The organism is Aureimonas sp. SK2, from assembly GCF_029813115.1.
In the GTDB taxonomy this organism is placed as follows: Bacteria; Pseudomonadota; Alphaproteobacteria; order Rhizobiales; family Rhizobiaceae; genus Aureimonas.
Genome location: NZ_JAPZDS010000003.1, coordinates 217,085 through 243,897 on the forward strand (window position 1 = coordinate 217,085; position 26,813 = coordinate 243,897).

The 26,813-nt window shown below is 68.9% G+C and carries 19 protein-coding genes; 8 read left to right on the plus strand and 11 right to left on the minus strand.

Annotated features, from left to right (window positions below; translation table 11 throughout):
* The first annotated feature begins 45 nt into the window (after positions 1 to 45).
* The 3 genes from O5O54_RS05835 to O5O54_RS05845 all read left to right on the plus strand — a co-directional run bounded on the left by O5O54_RS05835 (position 46) and on the right by O5O54_RS05845 (position 3,169).
* Positions 46 to 1,503 carry a YcjX family protein gene (locus O5O54_RS05835; protein ID WP_279479816.1) on the plus strand — a complete coding sequence of 486 codons (1,458 nt, stop codon included), beginning with the start codon at positions 46 to 48 and terminating at the stop codon, positions 1,501 to 1,503.
* Complete coding sequence (locus O5O54_RS05840; protein WP_279479817.1) at positions 1,500 to 2,537, plus strand: TIGR01620 family protein; 1,038 nt, start codon at positions 1,500 to 1,502, stop codon at positions 2,535 to 2,537. Before O5O54_RS05835 ends, O5O54_RS05840 begins: the two co-directional genes overlap by 4 nt.
* Before the next feature lie 98 nt (positions 2,538 to 2,635).
* The gene (locus O5O54_RS05845) at positions 2,636 to 3,169 is read left to right on the plus strand and encodes a hypothetical protein (protein WP_279479819.1); all 534 of its coding nucleotides are present in this window, start codon (positions 2,636 to 2,638) and stop codon (positions 3,167 to 3,169) included.
* On the opposite strand, the gene folK is transcribed toward O5O54_RS05845, so the two are convergent.
* Positions 3,170 to 3,673, minus strand: a complete 504-nt coding sequence (gene folK / locus O5O54_RS05850) for a 2-amino-4-hydroxy-6-hydroxymethyldihydropteridine diphosphokinase (RefSeq protein ID WP_279479823.1) — start codon at positions 3,671 to 3,673, stop codon at positions 3,170 to 3,172.
* Positions 3,670 to 4,512: a dihydropteroate synthase gene (folP, locus tag O5O54_RS05855; protein ID WP_279479824.1), complete on the minus strand. Its 843-nt coding sequence runs from the start codon at positions 4,510 to 4,512 to the stop codon at positions 3,670 to 3,672. Before folP ends, folK begins: the two co-directional genes overlap by 4 nt.
* Positions 4,513 to 4,646: 134 nt before the next feature.
* Here folP and O5O54_RS05860 point away from each other — a divergent pair, with 134 nt between their 5' ends.
* Positions 4,647 to 5,246 (plus strand): DUF922 domain-containing protein, encoded by a 600-nt coding sequence (locus tag O5O54_RS05860; protein ID WP_279479826.1) that lies wholly within the window; start codon positions 4,647 to 4,649, stop codon positions 5,244 to 5,246.
* Between the two features lie 17 nt (positions 5,247 to 5,263).
* Here O5O54_RS05860 and O5O54_RS05865 read toward each other — a convergent pair whose 3' ends face one another.
* The gene (locus O5O54_RS05865; protein WP_279479829.1) at positions 5,264 to 5,584 is read right to left on the minus strand and encodes a 2Fe-2S iron-sulfur cluster-binding protein; all 321 of its coding nucleotides are present in this window, start codon (positions 5,582 to 5,584) and stop codon (positions 5,264 to 5,266) included.
* A gap of 511 nt (positions 5,585 to 6,095) precedes the next feature.
* Between O5O54_RS05865 and O5O54_RS05870 the strand changes: the two genes are divergently transcribed.
* The gene (locus O5O54_RS05870) at positions 6,096 to 13,115 is read left to right on the plus strand and encodes a hypothetical protein (protein WP_279479830.1); all 7,020 of its coding nucleotides are present in this window, start codon (positions 6,096 to 6,098) and stop codon (positions 13,113 to 13,115) included.
* A 494-nt stretch (positions 13,116 to 13,609) separates the two neighbouring features.
* Here the strand turns inward: O5O54_RS05870 and O5O54_RS05875 are convergent, their stop codons facing one another.
* From O5O54_RS05875 to O5O54_RS05890, 4 genes are all read right to left on the minus strand, one after another.
* On the minus strand, positions 13,610 to 14,206 hold the full coding sequence (locus tag O5O54_RS05875; RefSeq protein ID WP_279479832.1) for an ABC-type transport auxiliary lipoprotein family protein: 597 nt from the start codon (positions 14,204 to 14,206) through the stop codon (positions 13,610 to 13,612).
* Between the two features lie 141 nt (positions 14,207 to 14,347).
* A complete protein-coding gene (locus O5O54_RS05880; RefSeq protein WP_279479834.1) occupies positions 14,348 to 16,015 on the minus strand; it encodes an MlaD family protein in 1,668 nt (555 codons plus the stop codon).
* Complete coding sequence (locus O5O54_RS05885) at positions 16,015 to 16,845, minus strand: ABC transporter ATP-binding protein (RefSeq protein WP_279479837.1); 831 nt, start codon at positions 16,843 to 16,845, stop codon at positions 16,015 to 16,017. The genes O5O54_RS05880 and O5O54_RS05885 overlap by 1 nt, the downstream gene beginning before the upstream one ends.
* On the minus strand, positions 16,826 to 18,016 hold the full coding sequence (locus tag O5O54_RS05890; protein WP_279479840.1) for an ABC transporter permease: 1,191 nt from the start codon (positions 18,014 to 18,016) through the stop codon (positions 16,826 to 16,828). The genes O5O54_RS05885 and O5O54_RS05890 overlap by 20 nt, the downstream gene beginning before the upstream one ends.
* Positions 18,017 to 18,151: 135 nt before the next feature.
* Here O5O54_RS05890 and dgcA point away from each other — a divergent pair, with 135 nt between their 5' ends.
* A complete protein-coding gene (dgcA, locus tag O5O54_RS05895) occupies positions 18,152 to 19,138 on the plus strand; it encodes an N-acetyl-D-Glu racemase DgcA (protein ID WP_279479842.1) in 987 nt (328 codons plus the stop codon).
* A 7-nt stretch (positions 19,139 to 19,145) separates the two neighbouring features.
* On the opposite strand, the gene O5O54_RS05900 is transcribed toward dgcA, so the two are convergent.
* Complete coding sequence (locus O5O54_RS05900; protein ID WP_279479843.1) at positions 19,146 to 19,982, minus strand: UDP-2,3-diacylglucosamine diphosphatase; 837 nt, start codon at positions 19,980 to 19,982, stop codon at positions 19,146 to 19,148.
* 184 nt (positions 19,983 to 20,166) lie between these two features.
* Here O5O54_RS05900 and O5O54_RS05905 point away from each other — a divergent pair, with 184 nt between their 5' ends.
* On the plus strand, positions 20,167 to 22,485 hold the full coding sequence (locus O5O54_RS05905; RefSeq protein ID WP_279479844.1) for an NADP-dependent malic enzyme: 2,319 nt from the start codon (positions 20,167 to 20,169) through the stop codon (positions 22,483 to 22,485).
* Between the two features lie 183 nt (positions 22,486 to 22,668).
* Here O5O54_RS05905 and gltX read toward each other — a convergent pair whose 3' ends face one another.
* Genes gltX through O5O54_RS05920 form a run of 3 tightly spaced genes read right to left on the minus strand, consistent with a single transcriptional unit; the run spans position 22,669 to position 25,647 of the window.
* Entirely contained in the window at positions 22,669 to 24,042 is a 1,374-nt protein-coding gene (gltX, locus tag O5O54_RS05910) for a glutamate--tRNA ligase (RefSeq protein WP_279479845.1), read from the minus strand.
* 43 nt (positions 24,043 to 24,085) lie between these two features.
* Complete coding sequence (locus tag O5O54_RS05915; protein WP_279479847.1) at positions 24,086 to 25,324, minus strand: MFS transporter; 1,239 nt, start codon at positions 25,322 to 25,324, stop codon at positions 24,086 to 24,088.
* The gene (locus tag O5O54_RS05920) at positions 25,321 to 25,647 is read right to left on the minus strand and encodes a hypothetical protein (RefSeq protein ID WP_279479848.1); all 327 of its coding nucleotides are present in this window, start codon (positions 25,645 to 25,647) and stop codon (positions 25,321 to 25,323) included. The genes O5O54_RS05915 and O5O54_RS05920 overlap by 4 nt, the downstream gene beginning before the upstream one ends.
* 182 nt (positions 25,648 to 25,829) lie before the next feature.
* Between O5O54_RS05920 and O5O54_RS05925 the strand changes: the two genes are divergently transcribed.
* The gene (locus O5O54_RS05925) at positions 25,830 to 26,498 is read left to right on the plus strand and encodes a DedA family protein (RefSeq protein WP_279479849.1); all 669 of its coding nucleotides are present in this window, start codon (positions 25,830 to 25,832) and stop codon (positions 26,496 to 26,498) included.
* Positions 26,499 to 26,813: the final 315 nt, after the last annotated feature.

Below are 26,813 nucleotides of genomic sequence, written 5' to 3' on the forward strand. Positions count from 1 at the left end.
TATGCGGGGCTCCTGCCCGCTCCTTCGAGACCCGATCGGTTGCCCATGCCCTCCATTGCCGACGAAGCGCGTATCGTCTTCGACAACCTGTCGGACCGGGGAGCTGGGCTGTTCCATCCGACGCTCCGGCTCGGCGTCGCGGGCCTGTCGCGCGCAGGCAAGACGGTGTTCATCACCGCCCTGGTGCACAACCTCCTCCATGGCGGGCGACTCCCCGTCTTCGAGGCGCAGAGTTCGGGCCGCATCTCCCGCACCTATCTGGAAGAGCAGCCGGACGACGCCGTGCCGCGCTTCCAGTACGAGGAGCATCTGCGGGCCATGCTGGAAGAGCGGGTCTGGCCGCAATCGACGCGCGCGATCTCCGAGCTGCGGCTGACGATCGAGTTCGAGTCGGCCTCGCGCTGGGCGCGCTTCCTGTCGGCGGGGAAGCTCTCCATCGACATCGTCGACTATCCCGGCGAATGGCTGCTCGACCTGCCGCTGCTCGAAAAGGACTTCGCGACCTTTTCCGACGAGTCGCTGTCGCGGGCCCGCCTGCCCTCGCGAGACCGGATGGCGCGTCCGTTTCTGGATGCACTGGCCGCGATCGATCCCGCTTCGCCGGCCGACGAGCCGACGAGCCAACGGTTGAGCGCCCTGTTCGCGGACTACCTGCGCGCCTGCCGCGAAGACCGGACGGCGCTCTCGACGCTGCCGCCGGGGCGGTTTCTGATGCCGGGCGATCTCGAAGGCTCCCCCGCCCTGACCTTCGCGCCGCTGCCGGTGGAGCATGGGCGCGTCTATCCCAAGGGCAGCTTCGGCGCCGTCCATGCGCGGCGATACGAGGCCTACAAGACGGTGGTGGTGAAGCCGTTCTTCCGCGAGCATTTCGCGCGGCTCGACCGGCAGATCCTGCTGGTGGACGCGCTCCAGGCGATCAATGCCGGGCCGGAGGCGGTGCAGGACCTCGAGACGGCGCTCGCCGACATCCTCGCCTGCTTTCGACCCGGACGCGCGTCGTGGCTGGGTTCGCTGCTGACCCGGCGGATCGACCGGATCCTGGTCGCGGCCACCAAGGCCGACCACCTCCACCGGACCAGCCACCAGCGGCTGGAGAACATCGTGCGGCGGCTGGTGGACGGTGCGGTGGACCGGGCCAAGCTTTCGGGCGCCCAGACGGAGGTGGCCGCCATGGCCGCCGTGCGCGCGACGCGGGAGGCGACGGTGACCGATCGCGGCGACACGCTGCCGGTGATCGTCGGCACGCCGATCGCCGGCGAGGAGATCGCCGGTCAGCGCTTCGACGGCGAGACCGAAACCGCCGTGTTTCCGGGCGACCTGCCGGAGGATGCCGCGCGCATCCTGCGCGGCCGCGAGGACGGAAGCGGCGCGCTCGACCCGATCACCTTCGTGCGCTTCCGGCCGCCCCGTCTGGAACGGACGGCGGAGGGACTGACGCTTTCGCTGCCGCAGATCCGGCTCGACCGCGCCCTGCAGTTCCTTCTCGGAGATCGACTGGCATGAGCGACTTGCCGCCCCGCCGCCCCGCCGCCTTCGCGGTGGATCCGGTTCCGAGCACGCCGGTCCCGCAGCCTGCGCGTGCGCCGCGCAGCTTTTCCGATCTGGAGCGAGTGCGGATCGAGCCGGACGAGGCGCTGGAAGCAGAGGCTGCCGCGGCGCTGGATGCCGAGCCGGCGACCCGTCGCCGCCGGACCTTCTCCTTCGGCAAGCTGGCACTCGGCGCTCTGGGCGCGCTCGTCTCGCTCGCCTTCGGCCTCGCGCTCGACGCCTTCGTGCGCGACCTCTTCGCGCGGTCCGACTGGCTGGGCTGGGCGGCGCTCGGGCTGGCCGGGCTTCTCGTCGTCGGGCTTGCCGGTGTCGTCGGGCGCGAGATGCTCGGCATCATGCGGCTGAACGACGTGGAGCGCGAGCGCAGCGATGGGCGCCGTGCCTTCGAGACCGATTCCGCGCCCGAGGCGACGGCCGTCGTGTCGCGCCTGTCGAAGCTCGTCTCCGCCCGGCCCGAAACCGCGGCCGGGCGTGAGAGGCTCCAGGCGCTGCGCGACGACGTGATCGACGGGCGCGACCTGATCACGCTGGCCGAGCGCGAGCTTCTGATGCCGCTCGACGCGCGGGCGCGAGCGCTCGTCCTTGCCTCGTCCAAGCGGGTCTCGGTGGTGACAGCTGTCAGTCCCCGCGCCTTCATGGACCTCGCCTTCGTCCTCTTCGAGACGGTGCGGCTGATCCGCGCCGTCTCGACGCTCTACGGCGCGCGGCCGGGGACGATCGGCCTGTTTCGGCTGGTTCGCGACGTTCTGGCGCATCTGGCCGTGACCGGCTCGATCGCGGTCGGCGACGGGATCGTCGGTCAGGTCGTCGGTCACGGGCTCGCGGCGCGCCTGTCGGCCAAGCTCGGCGAGGGCCTCGTCAACGGGCTCCTGACGGCCCGCATCGGGATCGCCGCGATGGATCTCTGCCGGCCCCTGCCCTTTCTCAGCGTCCAACGGCCGCGGATCGGAGACTTTCTCAACGATCTCAAGCCGATGGGCGGCGAATGACGGCGCAGGCTCGAAGGGGTATTGGCGGCAGAGAAAGGTTCGGTTAACCGTTTCAGGCGATAGATGGACCCATGTCCTCGCCGCTCCGAAGGCCCGTCATGCTCCGCCCGATCGTCGCCGGTTTGTCGCTTCTCTCCCTCGCCACGCTCGCGGCGGTTCCGGCCCATGCGGCGGACGCGGACGAGGCCTTCTTCAAGACCGTGTTCGGCCGCTGGAGCGGCCCCGGCGAGATCGTCGCCGGCAAGTACAAGGGCACGAAGTTCGTCTGCGACCTGTCGGGCCTCCAGCCCGAGAAGGCCATCGGCATGTCGCTCGACGGTTCCTGCCGCGTCGGCATGTTCTCGCAGCCGATGAACGCGACCTTCACCAAGGGCGGCAGCTCCTACAAGGGCACCTTCCTCGACGGCTCGGGCGGCAAGGGCCTCGACATCGTGTCGGGCGACGTGTCGGGCAACAAGGTGGTGGTCGGTCTCGATCGCAAGCAGCTCAAGGGCGCCATGGTCGCGCGGCTGCAGGAGAAGGACAAGCTCAGCATCACAATCTCCGTGCAGGTGGCCGGCGAGCTGGTGCCGGTGATCGGCATGACCCTGAAGCGCGACGAGACGGTCAAGCGCGCGTCCCTCGCCGACTGATCAGGCGGATCGCCACCAGTCCGGCGCGGTCACGACGGGTTCGATGCCGCTGCGGTCGAGCGTTTGAAGCCGTTCGGCGATGCCGACGCCTTCGACCGCCAGCCCCGGCGCGAGATCGGCGAGCGGCACCAGCACGAAGGCGCGATCGGCCATGCGCGGGTGCGGCAGGGTGAGCCGCTCCGTGTGGAGCGCGACCCCGCCGAAATCCAGAATGTCGAGATCCACCGTGCGAGGCCCCCAACGCACCGCGCGATCGCGGTGAAGCGACGCTTCGATCGACAGGCAGAGGTCCAGGAGTTCCTCCGGCGTGCGCCGCGTCTCGACGGCCGCGCAGGCATTGAGGAAAGGCGGCTGCTCGACCAGGCCCCAGGGCGGCGTGCGGTAGACCGGCGTGACGGACACGACCTGCGTCCGGTCATCGGCATCCAGGGCGTGCAGCGCTTGTCGCATCGCCTTCACGGGGTCGCCGAGATTGCCGCCGAGGCCGAGATAGGCCCGGGTCATGCGGACTCCCCGCCGAGCGCCGCGTCCACGATCGCCAGCGCATCGCGCGTCGGACCGACGGCATGCACCCGGAAGATCGAGACGCCGCGCTCGCGCAGGAGCACGCTGGTAGCCGCCGTGGCCACGTCGGCATCGGCTGCCGGATGGTCCAGCGCGCCGCGCACGAAGCGTTTGCGCGAGGTGCCGGCCAGAAGCGGAAAACCGAGATCCGTAAGCTCTCCGGCCCGCATCATCAGTTCGAAGTTCTCGCGCGGCGACTTGGCGAAGCCGAAGCCGGGATCGAGCACGATCGCCGCGTGGGGAACCCCCGCCTCGCGCGCGATGGCGATCGAGCGTTCCAGAAAGGCGCGCTGGTCCTCGATCACGTCGGCAAGCGTTTCGCGCTCGCGCCCCGTATGCATCAGGCACAGGCCCGCGCCCGTGCGGGCGGCGACCGCTGCGATGCCGGGATCGCGCTGCCCGCCCCACACGTCGTTGACGATGCATGCGCCTGCGGCGATGGCGAGCTCGGCCGTCTCCGCGCGATAGGTGTCGATGGAGATCGCGACATCGCTTGCCGCGCGTAACGCGCGGATCACCGGCAGGACGCGGCGCTGCTCCTCCTGCGCGTCGATCGGCTCCGCGCCGGGACGGGTCGATTCACCGCCGATGTCGATGATCGAAGCGCCGTCCGCGACCATCGCGAGCGCAGCCTCCACCGCCGGCTTCACTTCGCCAGCAAAGCGTCCGCCGTCGGAAAAACTGTCCGGCGTGACGTTGAGAACGCCCATGATCACAGACCGCCGACCGAGCGCCAGTCGGCGTCCACCCTTGACTTCCCAGTGACGTCCGTTCGTCATGTTCGTGCCCTAGACGAAGAAAGGCGGTTGCGCTCGATATTGGCGAACGCAAATATTCCACAATCGTCTCTTGTATCTCTTCCCGACCCGCGTAGCGTAGGGGTGATGTGTTTCAAGGGGCCGAGCGACGATCGATGCGGCGACTTCTTATCTCCGGCCTCGCGGCCGGATGCATGTCTACCGGGCTGGCCCACGGTGCGGAGATCACCGAGCGGACGACCTATTTCATGGTCAAGGGCGCGACCTTCGCCGAAATCGATCGGGCGCTGGGCGTCAGCGGTCCGCTCCTGTCGGGCGGCGAGCGCCATTCCGGCGCGACCAAGGTGTCGTTTCGCCGGAACCTTGAATTCGCCGAGAAGAAGGGCGGATGCGGGGTCTCGCGAACCAATCTCCGGCTGGATCTGGTCACGACGCTGCCGCAGTGGAACGCGCCGCGCGGTGCCGACCCCAAGACGCGGACCATGTGGAAGGTGCTGCAACGCTACATCGCCGAGCACGAGGCGCATCATTCCAAGATCGCCAAGTCCTGGCTGGAGCGGATGAACCTCGAGCTTCTCGGGCTGCCGCCCGAACGAAGCTGCGCGCAGATGGAGGTCGTGGCCACGCGCCGCGCACGGGAGCTGCTTCTCGGCCACGAGAAGGCGCAACGCGAGTTCGACCGGTCGGAAGCGCGCGTCGTGGACGCGCAGCTCGAAAGCAAGCTGGCCGCGGCCACCCGCCAAGCCGCCCGCTAGCCTCCGGTGCCTGCTGCTCACGCCTGGCGCGCGGGCACCGTGAGAACCAGCCCGGCGAGGTCGGGCCGCACACGGATCTGGCAGGACAGGCGCGAGTTCGGCCGCACGTCGAGCGCGAAGTCGAGCATGTCCTCCTCCATCGCGTCCATCGGGGCGAGACGCTCGGCATGGGCTTCGTCCACATAGACGTGGCAGGTGGCGCAGGCGCAGGCTCCGCCGCAGTCGGCGTCGATGCCCGGCACGTCGTTGCGGATGGCGGCCTGCATCACGCTCGACCCGTCGGGCGCGTCGATGTCGTAGCGGGTGCCGTCTTGGCCGATGAAGGTGATCGCGGTCATGCCCGCGGTTAGACCGGCGGCACGCGGCGGTCAACAGCGCTGCGTCGCGAGCCCGCACGATCCCCTTCGCAAGACTTATCAACAGCCACGTTCTTCGCCGGGAAAGCCGCGCCTCGGCAGCGGTCGGCGTATCGGGAAACGGTGCGGCGACGTTAACGCCGTTCGGCGCATCCGGCCGTTTCGCGGTGCCGGACGGCCGTGCTATCAGGGGCTTCGACCCCGCACGCAGAGGTAAACGTTCGGGCGCGCGCCGCCGTCGTTGAGTCAAGCGGTTCCTACCGGAACATTCCGCATTTCGATTTCGACGTTAACCAAATGTTTAAACTTGTACCGATGCCCGGAGATTCCGGTTTCCTTCCCGCCCGTCGCTCTCTAATTTGCTGGGATGAGGACGGCTCTCTTCCCCGATGGGGGAGGTGTGCCATGTGCGGACGAAGGAACGTGTAGCCTGCATTGCGGCAGCAGGCAGCCCTTCTTCCGATCGAGTAACGAGTACGGGGCGCGGCGGATCATGTCCAAGATCAAGACGGCTGAACAGCTTTCGGACGAAGCGGTCAACGAACTGGAGGCGGCCCTTCAGGGCACCGACTTCGACGGCTCCGAGACCGGCGTCTCCGGTGAGGTGCAGGGACATGTCGAGGCGGAGACGCTCCAGCCTTCCGAAATGAACATCGATTTCGCGCTGGACGAGTTCGACCGCTCCGTGGCGGAGGCCACGAGCGCGCTTCGCGAAGAAGCCGCCGCCGAGCCCGTGGCCGCCCCATCTCCGCTGGCGTCGCCCGAAGAGCTTCCGCCCGAGCCCGAGTTTCAGCTCGCCGAGGAGGAGCTGATCGCCTCCTTGAGCGAAGCGGACCGCATCGACGCCCCCATGCCCGCCGAGAGCGCTCCGGCCGCCGTGCCGCCTGTCGCAGAAGCGATAGCCGCCGGACGCGCCAGCGCCGCCGCGTCCGACGCGCGCAGCGCGGCCCAGGAAGCGCCCCCGCTGCGCCGGGAAGCCCCCGCGGCGCCCGAGCCGGCGCGGCCGTCCCGCACCCGCGACTTCAAATCCACCGTCGCCAACGACGAGCAGCGCTCCGCCGCCGTGATGGCGGACGCCCTCCTCACGCGCCGCTCCTCCCGCCGCACCCTCGTGATCGGCGGCGTCGTGGCCGCGGGCTGGGCGATCCTGGCGGGCGCGGCCTCCTTCGCGTTCCTCGGATCGGGCGCATCGCCCGCTCCCGCCGGGCTGACGCTCGTTCTCGCGGCGTCGGCCGTGGTGCTGCCTGCCCTTCTGATCTTGGCCTTCGCCGTGATGGTGCGCCGCTCGCAGGATCTTCGCCTGATGAGCCGCTCGCTCGCCGAGGTTGCGCTGCGTCTCGCAGAGCCCGAGAACATTGCCTCCGAAAAGGTCACCAGTGTCGGCAACGCGATCCGCCGGGAGGTCTCGGCGCTGGGCGAAGGCGTGGAGCGCGCCCTGTCGCGCATGGGCGAGCTCGAAGGCATCGTTCATTCCGAGGTGTCCTCGCTCGAGCGCGCCTATGCCGACAACGAGGTCAAGATCCGATCGCTGGTCACCGACCTGTCGAACGAGCGCGAAGCGATGCTCTCGCATGCCGAGCGTCTCCGCTCGTCGGTGGTCGGCTCGCACGATCGCCTGATCGGCGACGTCGACACGGCCTCGACTCGGATCATCCGCCAGGTCGAGGAAGCGACCCACCGGTTCCACTCGCTGCTCGACGAGCGCGGTGAGTCCCTGTCGCGCGCCTATGAGGAGCGCAGTCAGGCGCTGACGGCCATGTTCGACAGCCGCAGCCGCGAGATCGAGACCGCGCTCGGCGGGTCCAGCGCCAGCGTGATCCAGCAGATCGGCGAGACCGCCGAAGCCACCACCCAACGCCTGGCGCAGACCGGCGAAGAATTGGCACGCAGCCTGCGCGCGCAGGCCGAAGAGCTGCAGGCTCGCTCGGACGAATTGATCCAGCGCGTGTCCGCCATCGGCGATCAGGCCGGCGAGCGCCTGCGCGAATCCAATGAGACCGTCCTGCGAACGCTGAACGAGCGCACCGAAAGCCTCGCCACGGGTTCGGAGATGTTCGACCGGCGGCTGGCCGAAACGCTGGACGAGCGTTCGGCTCGCATGCTGGCCGAAAACGAGTCCCTCCTCCTTTCGCTCACCGGCGGCCTCGACCAGAAGCTCGCCCATCTCGCCAGCGAGACCGAGCGGCTGCTCCGGAACCTCGACGAGGCGTTCGACCGCCGCATCCAGACCGCGACGGCGCTTCTCGGCGCGCGCAACGAGGACGTTCTCGGCCGGTTCGACGAGCGCCTCGCCCAGCTCGAAGGCGCCCTGTCCGGCAAGGGTGCGCAGCTCGTCCAGACGATCGAGGGTCAGGCCATGGCCATCGATCGCACGGCCGACCGCTTCGCCGTGTCGCTGTCCGAGACCACGGGCGCCTTCTCGCGCACCGTCGCCGAGCGCACGGAGGAAATGCGCGGCGCCATCGAGAGCGGGCGCGGCGAGCTCGCGGCGGCCGCCGAGTCCGCCCGCCAGGGGATTGACGCAAGCTTTGCCTCGCATTCCGAGCACGTGCGGTCGAGCTTCGACGCGCAGATCGGCTCGCTCGGCGCCGTCCTCAGCGATCGCGCGGCCGATATCGACACCTCGCTCGCCTTCGCCCAGCAGACCCTTCTCGCCCAGTTCGAGGAGCGCGGCACCGCGCTGACCCAGACGATCGAAGAAAACGTCGCGCGCATGGAGCAGATCATCGGCTCGGCCGAGGGTCGCCTGGTGTCGGGCGTCGACACGCGCGCCGATCGCCTCGAAGCGGCGCTGGCCGAAGCCGATCGCAACGCGGACGAGCGCTTCGCCTCGCGCCTCGAGCGGATGAACGCCATGCTGGCCGAGCGCGGCTCGGCGATCGAGGTGGCGCTCGACCAGCGCACGCAGGTCCTGTCCAGCGAGTTCGAGACCCGCCTTCAGGCGATCGACGCCATGCTGGAGCAGCGCACGCAGCGCTTCGTGTCCGAGTTCGACGAGCGCAACGAGACGCTGACCGTCGGTCTGTCCGATCGCCTTGCGGCGAGCGAAGCCTTCATGCGTAGCAGCGGCGAGTCGCTTTCCCGGTCGCTGGAGCTCTACACCTCGCGCGTCAGCGACGAGGTCATCGGCCGCCTCGAGGCCGCGCTGATGACGGGCGACGACCGGCGCCAGGAGTTCCTCGCGAGCCTCGAGACCCGCACGGCGGGCATCGAGGCGAGCTTCGAGCAGTCGGTCGAGCGCGTGGTGGCCGAACTCGCCGCCCGCGTCCGCGACCTGTCGGCCGCCGTGGACAATTCGCACACCGGCCTCACCGCCACCCTCGACGAGCGCACCACGCGCTTCGCACGCGACATTGATCAGAACGCCGGAACGGTGCTTTCGGCCGTCGAGAACGCACTGTCGCTTCTGATCCAGGGCCTCGACGGCCGTGGTGCCAGCCTGCGCGACGCCGTGGAGAACGCCCGCAGCGCCATTCTCGATGGGCTGGACGAGCGCGTCCTGTCGATGCGCCAGATGGTGGACGCGTCCGAAAGCTCGCTGATCGCCGATCTCGACGAGCGCACCGGCCGCATCGCCGCCACGCTGGAAACCGGCAACGCCGCCATCCTCTCGACGCTGGAATCGCGCATCGTCGCCCTGCGCGAGGCGCTGGTGGAATCCGACGGTCTCCTCGCGACGGCGATGGACGAGCGCCGCGACAACCTCACCTCCGCGATCGAGGACGTGGCCGGCTCGCTGGCCGCGACGCTCGGCGACCGCGCCGACGACGTGCGCCGTTCGCTGGAGCTTAGCGCCACCAACGTGACCAACGCGCTGGAAGCCAAGCGCGAGGAAATCTCCGCGGCTCTGGCCGCCGGCACGGTGAGCCTGGCTGCCGCCGTGGACGAGCGGACGGGCGTGATCTCCGAGAGCCTTCAGCGCGGTCTCGACAACGTGGAGCGCACGCTTTCGGGCCGCACCACCAAGATCGCCGAAACGCTGCGCGAGGCGATCGTCTCAGCTTCGACGATCATGGGCCAGGAAGCCGACCGCGCCCGCGCGGGTCTGGAGAACGAAACACAGAAGATCGCCATCATCATCGGCGAGCTCGGCTCGACGTTCCGCACCTCGTCCGCCGCCGCGCAGGCGGAGTTCGTGGCCGAGGCCGAGCGCTTCGAGGAGCGCATCCGCGCCGTCACCGTGTCGGTGCAGGAGACCGCCGAGGCGGCCCGCAACCAGCTGACCGGCGAGAGCGCGCAGATCGCCGAGGGCATCGCCGCGTCCGCCGAGACGATCCGCCGGATCGGCGAGGAGGCGCAGCAGCGCTTCGCCGCCGAGGCCCAGTCGCTCGGCCGCCAGGTCGAGGACGTCGCCGGCCGCATGCGGTCCGACGCGGAGGAGCTGCGCGAGGCCCTGGCTCTCGAAGGCGACGCGTTCACCACCCAGATCGGCGGCGCCTCGCTCGCCATGCGCTCGGAAGCCGAGGCGGCGCGCGAGCGCCTGGCGGAAGTGGCGGGCGAGTTCGCCGGCGGCCTGGAGGCTATGGCCGAGCGTCTGCGCGATGACGCGGAGACGGCGCGCCGGATCGTCGAAATGCAGGCTACCGCACTGTCCGGCGACATCGAGAGCGCTTCCGAGCGCCTGCGGGTGATCGGCGACAAGACCCGCGAGCAGTTCGCGGCCGACGCCACGCAGATTCGCGAGGAAGTCGCGGCCGCGGCCGTGGAAGTGCGCGACCGTTCGGATGTCCTGCGCCGCGAAGTCGCGGAGCAGACCGCCGCCATCGGCACGCAGTTCAGCGAGGCCAGCGCCCGCCTTCGCGAGACCGGCGAGCTGTCGCGCCGGACTCTTCTGGAGGACGCCGGCCGCATCACGGCAGAAGTGGGCCGGGTCGCCGAGGCGATGCGCGGCGAGACCGATCGCGTCCGCCACCAGATCGGCGAGACGGTCGGCCAGCTCGTGTCCGAACTGCAGGGCGCGACGGACCGCCTGGAGGCCAGCTCGGGCGACGTGCGCGAGCGGATGTCGAACGACGCGGCGCGCCTCGTCGGCGAGATCGATGCCGTCGCGATGTCGATGAACGAGCAGGCGGAGGCCGCGCGCCAGCGCTTCCTGCAGGATGCGGAGGGCTTTGCCGAGCGCGTTCGCGGCACCGCGACGATCATCCAGGACGAGACCGGCCGCAGCGTCTCGCTGCTCGGCGAGCGGGCCGATGGGTTCGTCGTGGAACTCTCCGCCCTCGCCGACCGCCTCACCTCTCTGCTCGGCAGCACGTCGGTCGGCCTCAACGACAGCCTGACCCGCTCGGTGGTCGAGCTGCGCGACGAGATCAACGGTACCTCGGAGCGCATCCGCGGCGAGATCGTCTCCGTGGCCGGAAGCATCCGCGACGAGACGGCGGCGGTTTCGGGCCAGATCCTGCGCGAGGCCGAAGAAGCCCGGGCGGCGCTGGCCGGCGAAGGCTCGCAGCTCGTCCACGGCCTGTCGGCCGCGGCCACCGCCTTGCGTGTCGAGGCGGAGCGGGCTCGCGAGCAGATGTCCGAGGTCAGCGCCGGCTTCACCGCCGACATCGCCGACCGCGTCTCCACCTCCGAGCGCGATCTCGCGACCAGCGCCGATCGCGTGGGCGAACTGATGGCCGACCGGGCGCGGTCGCTGTCGCAGCTTCTCTCCGAGCGCAATTCGGAGCTGGCCAACCTCATCGAGACCCGCACACGCCCGATCGTCGAGCGCCTGTCGGAGACCGGATCGGCTGCCGTGCACGCGCTGGAAGGAACGTCCGAGCAGGTGGCCGAGCGTCTGCGGGCCGAGAACGCGGCGATCGTCTCGGCCTTCATGCAGCGCACGCAGGAGACCGTCGAGCGGCTCGCACGCTCCGCCGGCGACCTCGTCTCGGCTCTCGACGAGCGATCCGACGACGCGGTGAACCGCGTTGCGGACGCAAAGGGCCGCCTCGGCCAGGAGATCACCGGTCTCCTCGACCGGCTCGACAACAGCAACGAAACCCTGCGCACGATGCTGGACGACGCCAGCGGTTCGATCGGCCGCGTTGAGACCTCGCTGGTCGATACGCGCGAGCGTTTCCGCACCGAGGCCATGCGGGTCGAGGACGAAATCTCGTCGTCGTCCGAGCGGCTGGAGCAGTCGATCGCCCGCATGGACGGCGTCGCGTCGAGCGCGTTCCTGCAGATCGGCGGCCTGACCGACAAGTTCGCCGACCACGGCCGCCTTCTGTCGGAAGCCGCGCGCCTGCTCGACGAGACGCAGACCAACCTCCAGGCGACCCTGGACGAACGTCACGAGGGCCTGACGCTTCTGGCCGGCACGCTGGCCGAACGCTCGCAGGACATCTCGACCATGCTTTCCTCCTTCGAGGGCGTGGTGGAGCGGCTGTTCTCGCAGGCCGAGGCCCGTGCGAAGGCCGTGGCCGGCGCGGTCTCCGGCGAACTCGGCGCCAGCCTCGGCGAGGCCGAGCAGCAGCTGGAGGAGACCGAGCGCCGGTCGCAGGCCGCCGCCGCCGAGATCCGCGAGGCGCTGCGCCTCGTGGTCGAGGAAGCGTCGGAGAAGTTCGCGACGGCCACGGGCGAAATGCGCCGCGCGGCCGGCGACATGCGCCGCGAGCTGGAGACCGCCCGCACGGAAATCCGCCGCGGCGTGTTCGAGCTGCCGGAAGAGACCCGCGAGAGCACGAAGGCCATGCGCCGTGCGGTGACCGACCAGATCCGCGCCCTTCGCGAGCTGAGCGACATCGTCTCGACCTCGGGTCGCGCGATGGACGTTCGTCGGCCGGTGGCAGACACCCGCGCCGCTCGCCCGGCCGCGCCTCAGGCCTCGGAGCGTCCGGCCGCTTCTGCGGAGGCGGAACGTCGTCCCGCACCGCTGGTCGGCGGCAATCTCGCCTTCGACCAGCGCGGCAACGCGGACGCCGCCCGGATGATCACCTCGCAGCCGATCCAGCCCGCCGCCCCGGCGCAGCCGCAGCGCACCGGCGAGTTCTCGCCGCTGCGTCCGGCGGCACCCCCGGCCCGTCCGGCCGCGCCGGCAGCCGCTCCGACCGAGGTCGAAGGCGAAGGAGGCTGGGTGTCCGACCTTCTGCGTCGCGCCTCGCAGGACGACGCCGACGAGACGAGCGCCGCACCGGTCGCCCCGGCGCCGGCCCAGGCCGCCCGTCCCGAGCGCAGCTCCGCCCATGTGGTCGACTCGCTGAATTCGCTGTCGGTGGATATCGCCCGCGCGATCGACCACAACGTCTCCGTCGAGCTGTGGGACCGCTACCGCAACGGCGAGCGCAACGTCTTCACCCGGCGCCTGTACACGATGAAGGGCCAGCAGACGTTCGACGAGATCCGCCGCAAGTACCAGCGAGACGCGGACTTCCGCCATGCGGTGGATCGCTACATCGCGGACTTCGAGTCGCTCCTGCAGGACGCCTCGCGCCGCGACCCGGACAACACCCGCTCGAAGTCGTATCTGACCTCCGACACGGGCAAGGTCTACACGATGCTGGCCCACGCCTCCGGTCGCTTCGACTGAGGCGAGCACCGACGACATGCATAAGGACGGGGCCGCGAGGCTCCGCCCTTTTCGTTTGGGCCCGCGATTCAAGCCGGGCTTCGGCTGGTCACGCCTCGTTCAAGTCGCAGCAACCCTCGCGGCCGGGCGGAACGAACCACTCGACGCTGGAGGCCGGGCACGAAAAAGCCCGCCGAAGCGGGCTTACCGTCAGGTCGAGAGGGGGCATGAGGCGAGTCCGACCTCCGACACGGGCAAGGTCTACACGATGCTGACCCACGCCTCCGGACGCTTCGACTGAGGCAGGCGCCGACAAAATGCACAAGGGCGGAGCCGCAAGGCTCCACCCTTCTCGTTTGGGGTAGCGATCGGCGCCGGACTTAGGCCGGTCACACCTCGTTCGGGCCGCCGCAACCCTGGCGGCAGGGGAGAACGAACCACGCGGCGCTGGAGGCTCGGCACGAAAAAGCCCGCCGAAGCGGGCTTTCCATCAGGGCGAAAGGGGCATGAAGCGGTCAGATCAGGCGGATCATCCAGGCGACGATCTCGTCGGCCACCTGCCCGAAGGCGGCGTCCAGCGACGTGACGTAGCCCGAGGGTTCGCCGTTCGCCACCGGCACGGCGGCCTGGAAGACGCGCGAGCCGCGAACCACGCCGGTGCGGTCGTTCAGAGCCTTGACTGAAATCTCGACGACGGCGGTGGCGCCCGGCTGGAAGGCGATCTCGAAGCGACGAAGCTCGGTGACGACCTGATAGTCGATCGCCAGCCCCTGCCCCGGCACGCCCGCGGCGCCGATGCGCCCGGTGTTCTGGAAGGCCTGGAGCAAGCGGAGCTGGACGAGGCGCGGAAGACGGTCGCTCCACTGGCTGTTCGCCAGGTTCTCGATCGTCTGTGGGGTGGGCTTCACGACGATACGCTGGCTGTCGAGCGCCTGCGTGGCCGTCGGCTCCGGCAGGAGGATCTGCGAGCGCGTCGACGCGGCGCCCACGGAAACGGGCTCGGGGGGCGACAGCTCGAACGTGGCGGGCGGTGTCTTCAGCGTGGAGCAGGACGACAGCGCCACGGCTGCGACCACCAGTCCGGACCATCTTGCCGCAGCGTTTCGTGCCATCTCGATCCTCGACGCATGTACTGGGTGGAAGGCCCAAGCTGGCGCGCTTCCTCCGGGTTTCAAAGGCGCGAACCGCCGCGTGCGGGCGGTTCGCGAAGCACTGTTGCCGCCCCGCCACCGGCGGCGGGCACGGGCCTCCGGCTAGCGCCGAACGCGGCCGTCGAACTGCCGGACCTGACCGCCTCCATCGCCGCCGAAGATGACTCGGTTCGGATTGTTGGCGAGATCGATGATCGCCCTCTCGATCCGCGAAACGGCCTGCGTGGTCTCGCGGATCAGGTTGCGGGCGTCCTGCAGGCCCTGGCCCGTGAAGTTCTGCAGGTTGGCGGAGATCGGGCCGACCGAGCGCTGGATGGTCTCGGCGGTCTGGCGAATGCTCTGGAGCGTCGCGCGCGCCTCGGCCGTGAGACCCTGCCCGTCCGGGCTGTTGACGAGGCCGTTGACCGAGTTGATCAACGTCTGGACCTGATTGGACGCCACCTTCAGCGCCGCGCTCGTGTCTTCGACATTGGTGATGATGTCGTTGATGTCCTGCCGGCGCGAGTTGATGTTGTCGGCGACGTCGCGAACGCTGTCGGCGGCGGCGGCAATGTTGTTGGTCGCCGAGGACACGTCGTTGACGGCCTGGTTGATGGTCGAGGCGCTGACGGCGGCGAGCAGCGTGTCGATGCGGGCACGGGTTCCGTTCAGCCCTTCCAGCGCGCCGTTCAGCGTCTGGAGCATCGTGTCGGCGCCGGCCACGACCGAACCGACGCGGCCCGACTGGGCGTTCAGCGCGCCGGTGAAGCCGCTGACGCTGTCGATGGTGGAGCGCACCTGATCCGGGTTCACGGCAGCGGTGATCTGCGACACGTCGGCGAGCGTCGAATCGAGGCGCGTCGCCACGCTCGATGCGGTTTCGGAGATCGGGCCGAGCCGCTGGAGGAAGGCTTGGACGCTCGGCAGGTTCTGGCTGATCGTATCGCCGACCGAGCCGAAGCCGGAGACTGCCGTCGATACGGACTCGATCGCCCGCGTGACGTTGTCGGTCTGTCCGCGTAGCGCCTGCGTGATGGCCGAGACGTTCTGGATCGACTGGTTGACCGCCGCAACGTCGAGCGTGCCGATGAAGTCGCTGGCGCGGCTCATCAGCGCGGGAAGCTGGAGCGCGACATTGTTGGCACTGCGCGAGAGGTCGGCGAGGCTGGCCAGGAAGTCGTCGATCTGGTCGGCGTTGGCGGCGAGGCTGTCGGTGAAGGTGCGCACGTTGGTCGATGTCTGCGCCACGTTGTCGGCCGTGGTGCGGACGGCCGGGCCAACGGCCTGTACGAGCTGCTCGAACTCGCCGAGAATGTTGTTGGCACGGTCGGCGATGTCCTTCGCCGTCGCCAGAATGTCGGTCACGTCGGACGGGTTGGCGGTGATCACGGGCGTCGCGCCCTGCTCCAGCGCCGACTGGATGATCCTGCGATCGTTGACGTTGCCGCCGGTCAGCCCGATGAATCCGATACCCGTGAGGCCCTGAAAGCCGATCGTGGCCGTGGTCGAAGTGGTGATCGGCGTCTCGCGGTCGACCTGCGTCGTGGCGATCACGACGCGCGGGTTGTTCGGGTCGATGCGCAGGTTCGTCACGGTACCGACCGCCAGGCCGTTGAACAGGACCTGGCTGCCCTGGCTGAGGCCGGAGACGGACCCTTCGATGCGCACGAGAAGCGTGACGCGGGAATCGCGGTCGGAAACGTTCGCCGACCAGTAGACGAAGCCGAAGCTTGCCAGGAGCACCACGACGGTGAAGACACCGACGAGGATGTAGTTGGCTCTGGTTTCCATCACTCGTTCCCGCTGAAATACGGATTCTCGTCCTTGGGCACGACGGTGCGCGCCCGCTTGCCGTGGAAGTACGAGCGAACCCAGTCGTCGTCGAAATCCAGCATGGTCTGGAGCGGCCCTTCCACGAGGACCTTCTTCTTGCCGAGCACGGCGATCCGGTCGCAGGCCATGAAGAGGCTGTCGAGGTCGTGGGTCACCATGTAGACGGTCAGGCCCAGCGTGTCGCGCAGCGTCATGATCAGCTCGTCGAAGTCGGCCGCGCCGATCGGGTCGAGGCCGGACGTCGGCTCGTCGAGGAAGACGATGTCGGGGTCGAGCGCCAGGGCGCGGGCCAGAGCCGCGCGCTTGATCATGCCGCCCGACAGTTCGGACGGATACTTGTCGGCCGCATCGGCCGCGAGGCCGACGAGGTCGATCTTCAGCCGCGCCATCTCGTCCATGAGCTTGGGCGAGACGTCGAGATACTCGCGCATCGGCACCTGGATGTTCTCGAGCACCGTGAGTGAGGAGAACAGTGCGCCCTGCTGAAACAAGACTCCCCAGCGCTGCTCGACGCTGAGCCGGGCGGCCTCGTCGGCGCGCTCGTAGTCGACGCCGAACACCTCGATCGTGCCGCCCTGCTTGGCGTTCAGCCCCAGGATCGTGCGCAGAAGCACGGACTTGCCGGTGCCCGACGCGCCGACGAAACCGAGGATCTCGCCGCGGCGCACGTCGAGCGAGAGGCCGTCCAGGATCGTCTTCGAGCCGAAGCGCACGGTCACGTCCGTGGCGCGGATGATGACGTCGTCGTCCTTCGGGCGGGCTTGGGTGTCAGTATCCGATGGCGGCATAGAAGATCGCGAAAACGGCATCCATGAGGATGACCAGGAAGATGGACTTGACGACCGACGCGGTGACGTGGCGCCCGAGGCTCTCGGCGCTGCCGCCGACCTTGAGGCCCTCCATCGAAGCGACGACGCCGATGACGATGGCCATGAACGGCGCCTTGATCAGGCCGGCGAAGACGGTCCCGATGTCGATGGCGCTGCGCAGCCGCGTGATGAAGGCGTCGGGCGTGATGCCGGAATAAACCCAGGTCACGGCGATCGCGCCGAGGAGGCCGGTGATGTCGGCGATGAAGGCGAGCAGCGGCAGGACGATGGTCAGCGCGACGATGCGCGGGAAGACCAGGACGCCGATCGGGTTGAGGCCGATGACCTGGAGCGCGTCGACCTCCTCGCGCATGCGCATCGAGCCGATCTCGGCGGTGATGGCGCTGCCCGAGCGGCCGGCGATCATGATGGCGGTGAGAAGGACGCCGATCTCGCGCAACTGAAGGATGCCGACGAGATCGACCACGAAAATTTCGGCGCCGAAGTTGCGGAGCTGAAAGGCGCCCTGCTGCGCGATGACCGCGCCGATCAGGAAGCTCATCAGCGCGATGATGGGCACGGCTCGCACGCCCATGCGGTCCATCTGGCTGACGATCGCGGCGGGCCGCCAGCGCTGCTTGCCGGTGATGCGGCGGCCGGCGCCGTAGAGCGAGGCGCCGACGACGTTGAGACCCATCATCGTCTCGCGGCCGGCGGCGAAGACGTTGGCACCGATCGCGGCGAAGAAGTCCCCGACGGCCGACGTGTCCTTGGACTTCGGCTCGGGCCGGGGCGTGTCCAGCGCCTTGCGCACGGCCTCGAACAGCGCGCCGTCCGACGCGCCGACGCCCTCGGAGCGGACGTCGGCCCCCTTCTCGGACAGGCTTCGCTGGAGGCGCTCGACAATGAGCGCGCCGGACGTGTCGAGACGCCCGACGTCCGACAGGTCGAAGGTGACGGACTTTCCGAGATCGGCCTTGCGGGTCTCCTCGACCACGCCTTCCACGCTGCCGATGGTGCGGGCCAGCCAGTCGCCGCCGAAGTGGAGAACGACGCCGCCCTTGCCCTTCTCCGCCTCGAGCGAAGGCGGAGCGCCTTCGGGACGCCCGTCCTTCTTCGGAGCCCTTTCGGGTTGCGGAGTATCCAGCATGCGATCGCTCGGTCTAGTGTCTTCGGGTGGAGACGGGACGCGGCGAGTCGATCGTCGCCGGCTAACAAGGTGAAGCCAGAGTTAGCTTCCGTCGTGTGCGATGCAATGCCCGTTAAGAATTGACAAGGAAATATGATGACGCGTCGTCTTTGGGCCACAGTGGATCGCTTCCCGCTGGCGCGCCGCTTCACCATTGCGCGAGGGTCGAAGACGGAAGCCGTGGTGGTCACCTGCCGGATCGAGGACGGCACGGCGGAGGGGCGCGGCGAGTGCGTGCCCTATGCGCGCTACGGCGAGAGCGTCGAGAGCGTCTTGGCCGCGATCGAGAGCGTGCGCGAGGCGATCGAGGCGGGCGCGGATCGGGACAGGCTCCAGACGCTTCTGCCGGCCGGCGCCGCGCGCAACGCGGTGGATTGCGCACTCTGGGACCTCGAAGCCAAGCAGAGCGGGCGCCGCGTGGCCGAGATGCTGGGGATCGACCGCCCGCGCGCGATCGACACGGCCTTCACCATCTCGCTCGGCACGGCGGACGAGATGCACGCGGCGGCCAGGGCCGTCTCGCAGCGCAGCGTTCTCAAGGTCAAGGTCGGCGCGCCGGAGGGCGACGCGGACCGGATGCGGGCGGTTCGGGCCGCGGCGCTGCAGGCGCGACTGATCATCGACGCCAACGAGGGCTGGCGACCGGAGACGATCCGCCAGGAGATGCTGGCCGCCGCCGCGATCGGCGCCTTCGTCGTGGAACAGCCGCTGCCCGCGGGACGGGACGAGATCCTGGCGCGCATGCCGCGCCCGGTGCCGGTCTGCGCGGACGAATCCGTCCACGGCGCCGACGATCTCGAAGCGCTCGTCGGACGCTACGACTACGTCAACCTCAAGCTGGACAAGACCGGAGGCCTGACGGAGGGGCTCAGGTTCCTCGCCGAGGCACGGCGCCTCGGCTTCGGCGTCATGGCAGGCTGCATGGTCGGCTCCTCGCTCGCGATGGCGCCCGCCGTGCTTCTGGCGCAGGACGCCGAACTCTGCGACCTCGACGGGCCGCTGCTCCTGTCGCAGGACCGGCCGGACGGGCTTGCCTACGAAGGCTCGACGGTCGGCGCGCCGAGCCCCGCGCTTTGGGGCTGAGCGGGGCTCAGGCGGCGCGGGCGGGCTCGAGGACCGGGGTCTCCTCCGGCGGCGGCAGTTCCACGATCTGCGGCAGGACGGCTTCCACGCCGGTCCAGGTCAGGAGTTCCAGCGAGCCATCGTTGCGCTCCGCGACGGCTGAGCAGCTTTCCACCCAGTCGCCGCTGTTGACGTAGAGCATGCCGGCGCGCTCGGCGATCTGCGGGTGGTGGATATGGCCGCACACCACGCCGTCGCAGCCCATGCGCCCCGCCTCCGACGCCAGCGCCCCCTCGAAAGCGCCGATGAAGGACACCGCGTTCTTCACCTTGAGCTTGGCCCAGGAGGAGAAGGACCAGTAGCCGAAGCCGAAGCGGCGGCGGAACTGGTTGAAGACGAGATTGATGGCGATGGCCGCGTCGTAGGCCCAGTCGCCGAGATAGGCGATGAGGCGGGCGTTTCGCACGACGACGTCGAACTCGTCGCCGTGCATGACGAGGAGGCGGCGCCCGTCGGCCGTCTCGTGAACGTCGTTCAGCCGCACTTCGATGCCGCCGAAATGCTGGCCGGGAAAGCCGCGCAGGAACTCGTCGTGGTTGCCAGGGATGTAGACGATCTGCGTGCCCTTGCGTGCCTTGCGCAGGAAGGCCTGCACCACGTCGTTGTGCGACTGTGGCCAGTGCCAGGCCCGCCTGAGCCGCCAGCCGTCCACGATGTCGCCGACGAGGTAGATCTTTTCCGCGTCGTGCGAGGCTAGGAAGGCGAGCAGCGCCTCGGCCTGCGCCGCCTTGGATCCCAGGTGCACGTCGGAGATGAACAGGGTGCGGAAATGCCGGTGCGAACCCGGCGGTCTCGTCGGCGTCATGGGTATCGACCCCTTCGCTTTCAACTGCGCCGAGAGTCGCCCTTTTGCATTGCAGCCATGTGACGCCGGAGGCGATCGGCGGGAGGTTGTCTGCCAACGTCCCGGCTGGCATAGGTCCAACATGCCGTGTGGTGCGGATCGGACACATCGACCCGCCACGATCCGAGAATGTGGAGAATCGAGAATGTCGAGCGCCGACGAGACCGGAAGCACGTCCGCCAAGCGGGATCTGGACGAGCAGGCGCTTTTCTATCATCGCCACCCCAAGCCCGGTAAGCTCGGCGTCCACGCGACCAAGCCGCTCGGCAACCAGCGCGACCTCGCGCTCGCCTATTCGCCGGGCGTGGCGGCACCGTGTCTGGCCATCGCCGACGATCCGTCGGTCGCCGCCGACTATACCAGCCGCTCCAATCTCGTGGCCGTCGTGTCCAACGGTTCGGCGGTGCTGGGTCTGGGCAATATCGGCCCCCTCGCCTCCAAGCCGGTGATGGAGGGCAAGGCGGTCCTCTTCAAGAAGTTCGCCGACATCGACGTCTTCGATATCGAGATCGACGCCACCAGCATCGAACGGATGGTGGACGTCGTCTCGGCGCTGGAGCCGACCTTCGGGGGCATCAACCTCGAGGACATCAAGGCGCCGGAATGCTTCGAGGTGGAGGAGCAGCTTCGCGCCAAGATGGGCATTCCCGTCTTTCACGACGACCAGCACGGCACCGCGATCATCGTGGCCGCCGCGGTGCGCAACGCGCTGCTTCTGGCCGGCAAGAAGATCGAGGATGTGCGGATCGTGACGTCCGGCGCGGGCGCCGCGGCGCTCGCGTGCCTGAACCTTCTGGTCTCGCTCGGCGCCAAGGTCGAGAACATCACCTGCACCGATAAGGAAGGCGTCGTCTACCAGGGCCGCGAGAAGGGCATGGACCGCTGGATGGCGGTCTATGCGAAGGACACCGAGGCCCGCACGCTGGCCGAGGTCATCGGCGGGGCCGACATCTTCCTCGGCCTGTCGGCCGGCGGCGTGCTGAAGCCCGAACTTCTCGAATCGATGGCCGAGAAGCCGCTGATCATGGCGCTCGCCAATCCGACCCCCGAGATCATGCCCGACCTCGCGCGCGCCGTGCGCAGGGACGCGATGATCTGCACGGGCCGCTCGGACTTCCCGAACCAAGTCAACAACGTCCTCTGCTTCCCCTACATCTTCCGGGGCGCGCTCGACTGCGGCGCGACCTCGATCAACGAGGAGATGAAGATCGCGGCGGTCGACGCGATCGCGGCGCTCGCGCGCGAGGAAGTGTCGGAAGTCGCGGCCAAGGCCTACGGCTCGGAGACGCCGGTCTTCGGCGCGGAATACCTGATCCCCTCGCCCTTCGACCCGCGTCTGATCCTCAAGATCGCCCCGGCGGTGGCCCGTGCCGCGGAGGCGACCGGCGTCGCCGCGCGACCGATCGCGGACTGGGACGTCTATCTCGACCGCCTCAACCGCTTCGTCTACCGCTCCGGCCTCGTGATGAAGCCGATCTTCGCGATCGCGCGCGATTCGGGAAAGCGGGTCATCTTCTCCGACGGCGAGGACGAGCGCGTTCTGCGCGCCGCTCAGGTTCTGATGGAGGACAAGGTCTGCCAGCCGATCCTGGTCGGCCGCCCGAGCGTCATCCAGACCCGCCTGGAGCGGTTCGGCCTGCGCATCCGGCCGGGACAGGACTTCGAGGTCGTGAACCCCGAAGACGATCCGCGGTACCGCGACTATGTCGACCACTACTTCTCCAAGGTCGGCCGCCGGGGCGTGAACCCGGACACGGCACGCGCCCTCGTGCGCACCAACACGACGGTGATCGGTGCCGTCTCCGTCTCGCGCGGCGACGCCGACATCCTGATCTGCGGCCTGACCGGGCGGTTCTCGCGGCAGATCCGCGACATCCGTCAGATCATCGGCGTCGCCCCGGAGGTCGGTCGCCTGTCGGGCCTCAGCCTGCTGATCTCGCAGAACGCGACGACGTTCTTCGCCGATACCTATGTCCAGGACAGCCCCTCGGCCGAGAACCTCGCGGAGATCGCCCAGCTCGCAGCGCGGATGATCCAGCGCTTCCGCATCAAGCCTCGCGCCGCGCTTCTGTCGCACTCCAACTTCGGCACGGCCGACACGCCGGACGCGCGCAAGCTGCGCGCCGCCCTGGCGCTGGTGCGCGAGCAGATGCCGGACCTCGAAATCGACGGCGAGATGCACGGCGACGCGGCCCTGTCGCGCGAGCTTCGCCAGCGCGTCATGCCCAACTCGACGCTGACGGAGGACGCCAACCTTCTCCTGTTCCCGACGCTGGACGCCGCCAACATCACGATGAACGTGGTGAAGACGATGACCGACGCGCTGCATGTCGGCCCCATCCTGCTGGGCACCGCCAAGCCGGCTCACATTCTCACGCCGTCCGTCACCTCGCGCGGCGTGGTCAACATGACCGCCATCGCCGTGGCGGAGGCCAAGCAGCGGGACGAGGAAGCGCGGGGCTGAGCGCACAGCACGCGGACATCGCGGTCGACCGAAAAGAGTTCGGGCGACCAACCCAAGGTCGTCATCCTCGGGCGTGACCCGAGGATCTACACACGTCGAGGCGCCGTTCCGCCGCAGATCCTCGGGTCAAGCCCGAGGATGACGGCGTGGGAGCTAAGCGCTTGCGGCCAGCTTACCAGCCTCTCAAGGCCGCCGTGCCGCGACCCGCTCGGGGCCGATCAGGGGCAGGAGTTCCGCGAGTTCGGGACCGTGCTCCAAGCCCGTCAGGGCGAGCCGTAGCGGCATGAACAAAGCGCGGCCCTTGCGGCCGGTCTCCGCCTTCACGCGATCGGTCCAGGCCTTCCAGGTCGTTCCATCCCACGGCGCTGCCGGCAGGAGGGCAAAAGCCGCACGTGCGAAGTCGCGGTCGTCGTCGGAGAGGTCGGGCGTGGCGGCCAGTTCGCCGAACACGATGTCCCGCCATGCGGCGGCGTCCCGAACCCGCTCGCAGTTGCGCCGGACGGCGAGCCAGAAGGGCTCGGCCGCGGCATCCGGCACGCCGAGGTCGCGCAGGCGGCCTGCTGCGGCGTCATAGGGCATGGCGTGCACGAGTTCGGCATTGAGCCGCTCAAGCTCGGCCGGATCGAACTTCGAGCTCGACGCGGAGACATGGCCGAAGTCGAGCCGCGTCTCCAATGCGTCGAGATCGGGCATCGCCTCGATCGAACCGGATAGACCCGTCAGGACCGCGAGCGAGGCGACGGCCATAGGCTCCAGCCCGTCCTCCCGCAGGGAACGCAGCGACAGGGCGCCGCTGCGCTTCGACAGGCCCTCGCCGTCGATCGTGGTCAGGAGATTGAAGTGGCCGAAAGCGGGCACGGCATGGCCGAGCGCCTCGAATATCGCGATCTGGACGCCGGTGTTGGTGACATGGTCGTCGCCGCGCAGGACATGGGTGATGCCCATCTCGCCGTCGTCCACCACGGAGCAGAAGGTATAGAGATAGGTGCCGTCCTCGCGCACGAGCACGGGGTCCGACAGGGATGCGAGGTCCACCGTCTGGCGGCCCCGCACGACGTCGTCCCAGTGCATCTCCGTGCGTGCCGGCTGGAAGGGGTCGTCCGCGAAGTTCGGAAGGCGGAAGCGCCAGTGCGGGCGCAGGCCCTCGGCCTCCAGCCGCGCCCGGTCCTCGGGCGAAAGGCGCAGCGCCTCGCGGCCGTAGACGGGCGGCAGGCCGCGACCCATGCGACGCTTGCGCATGCGCTCCAACTCGTCCGCCGTCTCGTAACAGGGATAGAGGAGCCCGCTGTCGCGCAGGAGGTCCGCCGCCGCGTCGTAATGCGACAGCCGGTCGGACTGGCGGGCGACGGCGTCGGGCCGGATGCCGATCCAGGCGAGATCCTCGGCGATCGCCTCGGCATATTCGGGCTTCGAGCGCTCGCGGTCGGTGTCGTCGTAGCGCAGGAGGAAGCGTCCGTCCCGAGCCTTGGCGAAAAGCCAGTTGAAGAGCGCCGGCCGGAGATTGCCGATGTGGAGATAGCCGGTGGGCGACGGTGCGAAGCGAACGAAGACGGTCATCCCTTCGCGATAGCCCCCGGCGGCGCGCGAGGCAATCGGCCGGTCAGTCGGCCAGCCGGACGTGCCGCCGCGACCAGACGGTCAGCACGAGGGCAGCGCCGAGGCAGTAGAACCCCATCACGGCGATCTGGAGGGGGTAGGAGACGCCCCGATCGATCAGAAAGCCGGTGAGACCTGGGCCGAGCGCGCTGCCGAAGACGAGAACGGACAGGACGATTGAGCGGATCGCGCCGAGATGGCGGATGCCATAGAGCTCCGGCCAGAGCGCGCCGAAGAGCGTCGCCGCAAAGCCGTTGGACACTCCGACGATCCCCATGAAGACGAAGATCGCGACCGGCGAGGTCACCTGCGAGATGACGAGGCAGGCGACCGTCAGCGGCAGGAGGAAGAAGGGCAGGATGCGCACCGCCGTGAACCGGTCGATCAGCCAGCCGCAGGTCAGGGCGCATGTCGCCGTCGCTGCCGACATCAGCACGAAGCCCGAGGCGAAGAACTCCACCGGCCAACCGCGCAGGTCCGCCAGATACACCTGATGGAAGAAGATCGTCGTGACGATGAAGGGCGGCGCCACCACGGCAGCGCACAGGAGATAGAAGCTCGGGCTGCGCAGGACTTCCGAGAGCTTGCGGTCGCGGGCGGCAGGCTTCGGCGCGTCGGACGCGTGGACCGAGCGCGGGTCGCGCTCGCGGTGCACCAGGATGTAGATGACCGGCAGACCGAGCAACAGGAGGAAGGCGGCCGACGCGTACCAGCTTCCGCGCCATCCGAGCATGCCGACGGCGGAGACGAAGATCAGCGGCAGCGTCGCCTCGCCCGCCTGGTAGCCGATGGTGACGAGGGACACGGCGCGGCCGCGCTGGGCGACGAACCAGCGGCCGACGGCAGTGAACGCGGTTTGCGACATCATGCCCTGCCCGCACAGGCGCAGGAGATAGAGGGCGACGAGAAGCAAGGGGACAGTGGGAACGCTCGCCATCAGGAGGCAGGCCGCCGCCAGGCCGAGAATCGTAGCGGCGGCCACAATGCGGGTCGGGAATCGGTCGATCAGCCGGCCGAGGAACGGCAGCGTCGCCGCGCTCGCCAGCGTCGCCAGCATGTAGAGGAGGCCGAAGTCGCCGTGGCTGAGGCCGAGTTCGCGCCGGATTTCGCCGCCCGACAGCGAGATGAAGAAGGTCTGGCCGAAGGACGAGCAGGCGCACAGGAGAAAGGCGCCGCCGAGCCAGCGCGCGTTGCCCGTGACGAAGGGTACGAAGGCTGCCGGACGCTCAGTGCTCGCGCTCACAGCGCGGCGCTTCGAGCAAAGGGTACTGGCCACCCGAACAGCGCCGCGCCGGCGAGCCACATGCCGAGAATCGCCGACAGCGCCAGGAAGAACAGGCCGAGATAGAGCTGCCGCGCGGCGTGGCGCCGGTTGGGCTCCTGTGCCGCGCCGTAGCTCTGCGGCCGCGTGACGTCCCGCCAGGCCTCGACGCCGCCCTGCCACGTCGCGCCGGGCTCCGAGCGGATCCGGCGCAGCGCAAGCGCGAAGCGAACGAGGAACAGGACACCGACCATGAAGGCCGCCGCCAGAACGTCGGTCGGCGCTGGCATGTCCATGCCGGTCATTCGTGGCTCCTGGAGCTTGCTGCTGGGCGCCGTACGGCGCGGGTTGTTGACAGCACGGCGAGCCCATACGCGCAACAGTGAGGCGCTCTTGGACTTGCCTACCCTTTGCAAATCGCGCATTCCGCCCGACATAGGGCGCGAGGGGACAAGCCTCGCATCACGACGACGCCTGCGGAGACCGCGTGTACGAAATCCTCTCCCTGATCGACCGGTTCGGTCCCGGCATCGTGTTCGCCGGTACGTTCTTCGAAGGTGAGGTCTTCGCCATCATCGGCGGCTTCCTGGCCTATCGCGGTTCCTATCCGATCGAGCTGATGGCCGGCCTCGCCTTCGTGGGCTCCTTCTGCGGCGACCTCGCGGTATTCCTGTTCTCGCGCTACTTCTCCGGCAACGGCTGGGTCGTGCGCTGGAAGAAGAAGCCGAAATTCGCTAAGGCGCTCAGGCTGGTGGATCGTTTCCAGGCCTATTTCGTGATCGTGAACCGCTACGTCTACGGCTTGCGGGTGCCAGGGCTGATCGCGCTGGGCCTGTCGTCCATCACGGTGCCCCGCTTCCTGATCCTGAACTTCATCGGCGCCGGCATCTGGGCCGGCCTGTTCACGACGATCGGCTACGTCTTCGGATACTCGATCACCTCCGTGTTCCAGCGGCTCGAGCAGATGGAGCATGGGGTGATGATCGGCCTGGCGATCCTGTTCGTGCTGCTCGCGCTCTTCTTCGCCTGGCAGCAGGGCGGCTCGGTGATTCGCGACCGGCTCTTCTCGCGCGGCCGCGACGACAAATCCGAGACGCCGCTGAAGCCCGCCCCCTCTCGCCTTGCGTCGCCGGCGGAGCGCAAGGCGAAGGACTAAGAGTGCCTAGCAATATCTCCGGGCGGAGGACTGGCGAGGGATTTGTCGTCGAGGCGAGGAGCCGAGCGGAGACCATGCAGCGCATGGGCGAGCATCGGCGACGACGCATCGGCTGCAAACACCCGGCAGACCGACCCTGCGAGGTTTTGTTAGGCGTTCTAAAGGGCGGATCACCACCGGCGCTGGCGTACGGCATCCGCGTCGGTGTTCAAAAACTCCCGGCTGTTCCCCAATCCGTCATGCTCGGCGCTGAGCCGAGCATCGGCGACGGTTCAGCGGCTTTAACGGGGTCGGATCCTCGGGGCGAGGCCGAGG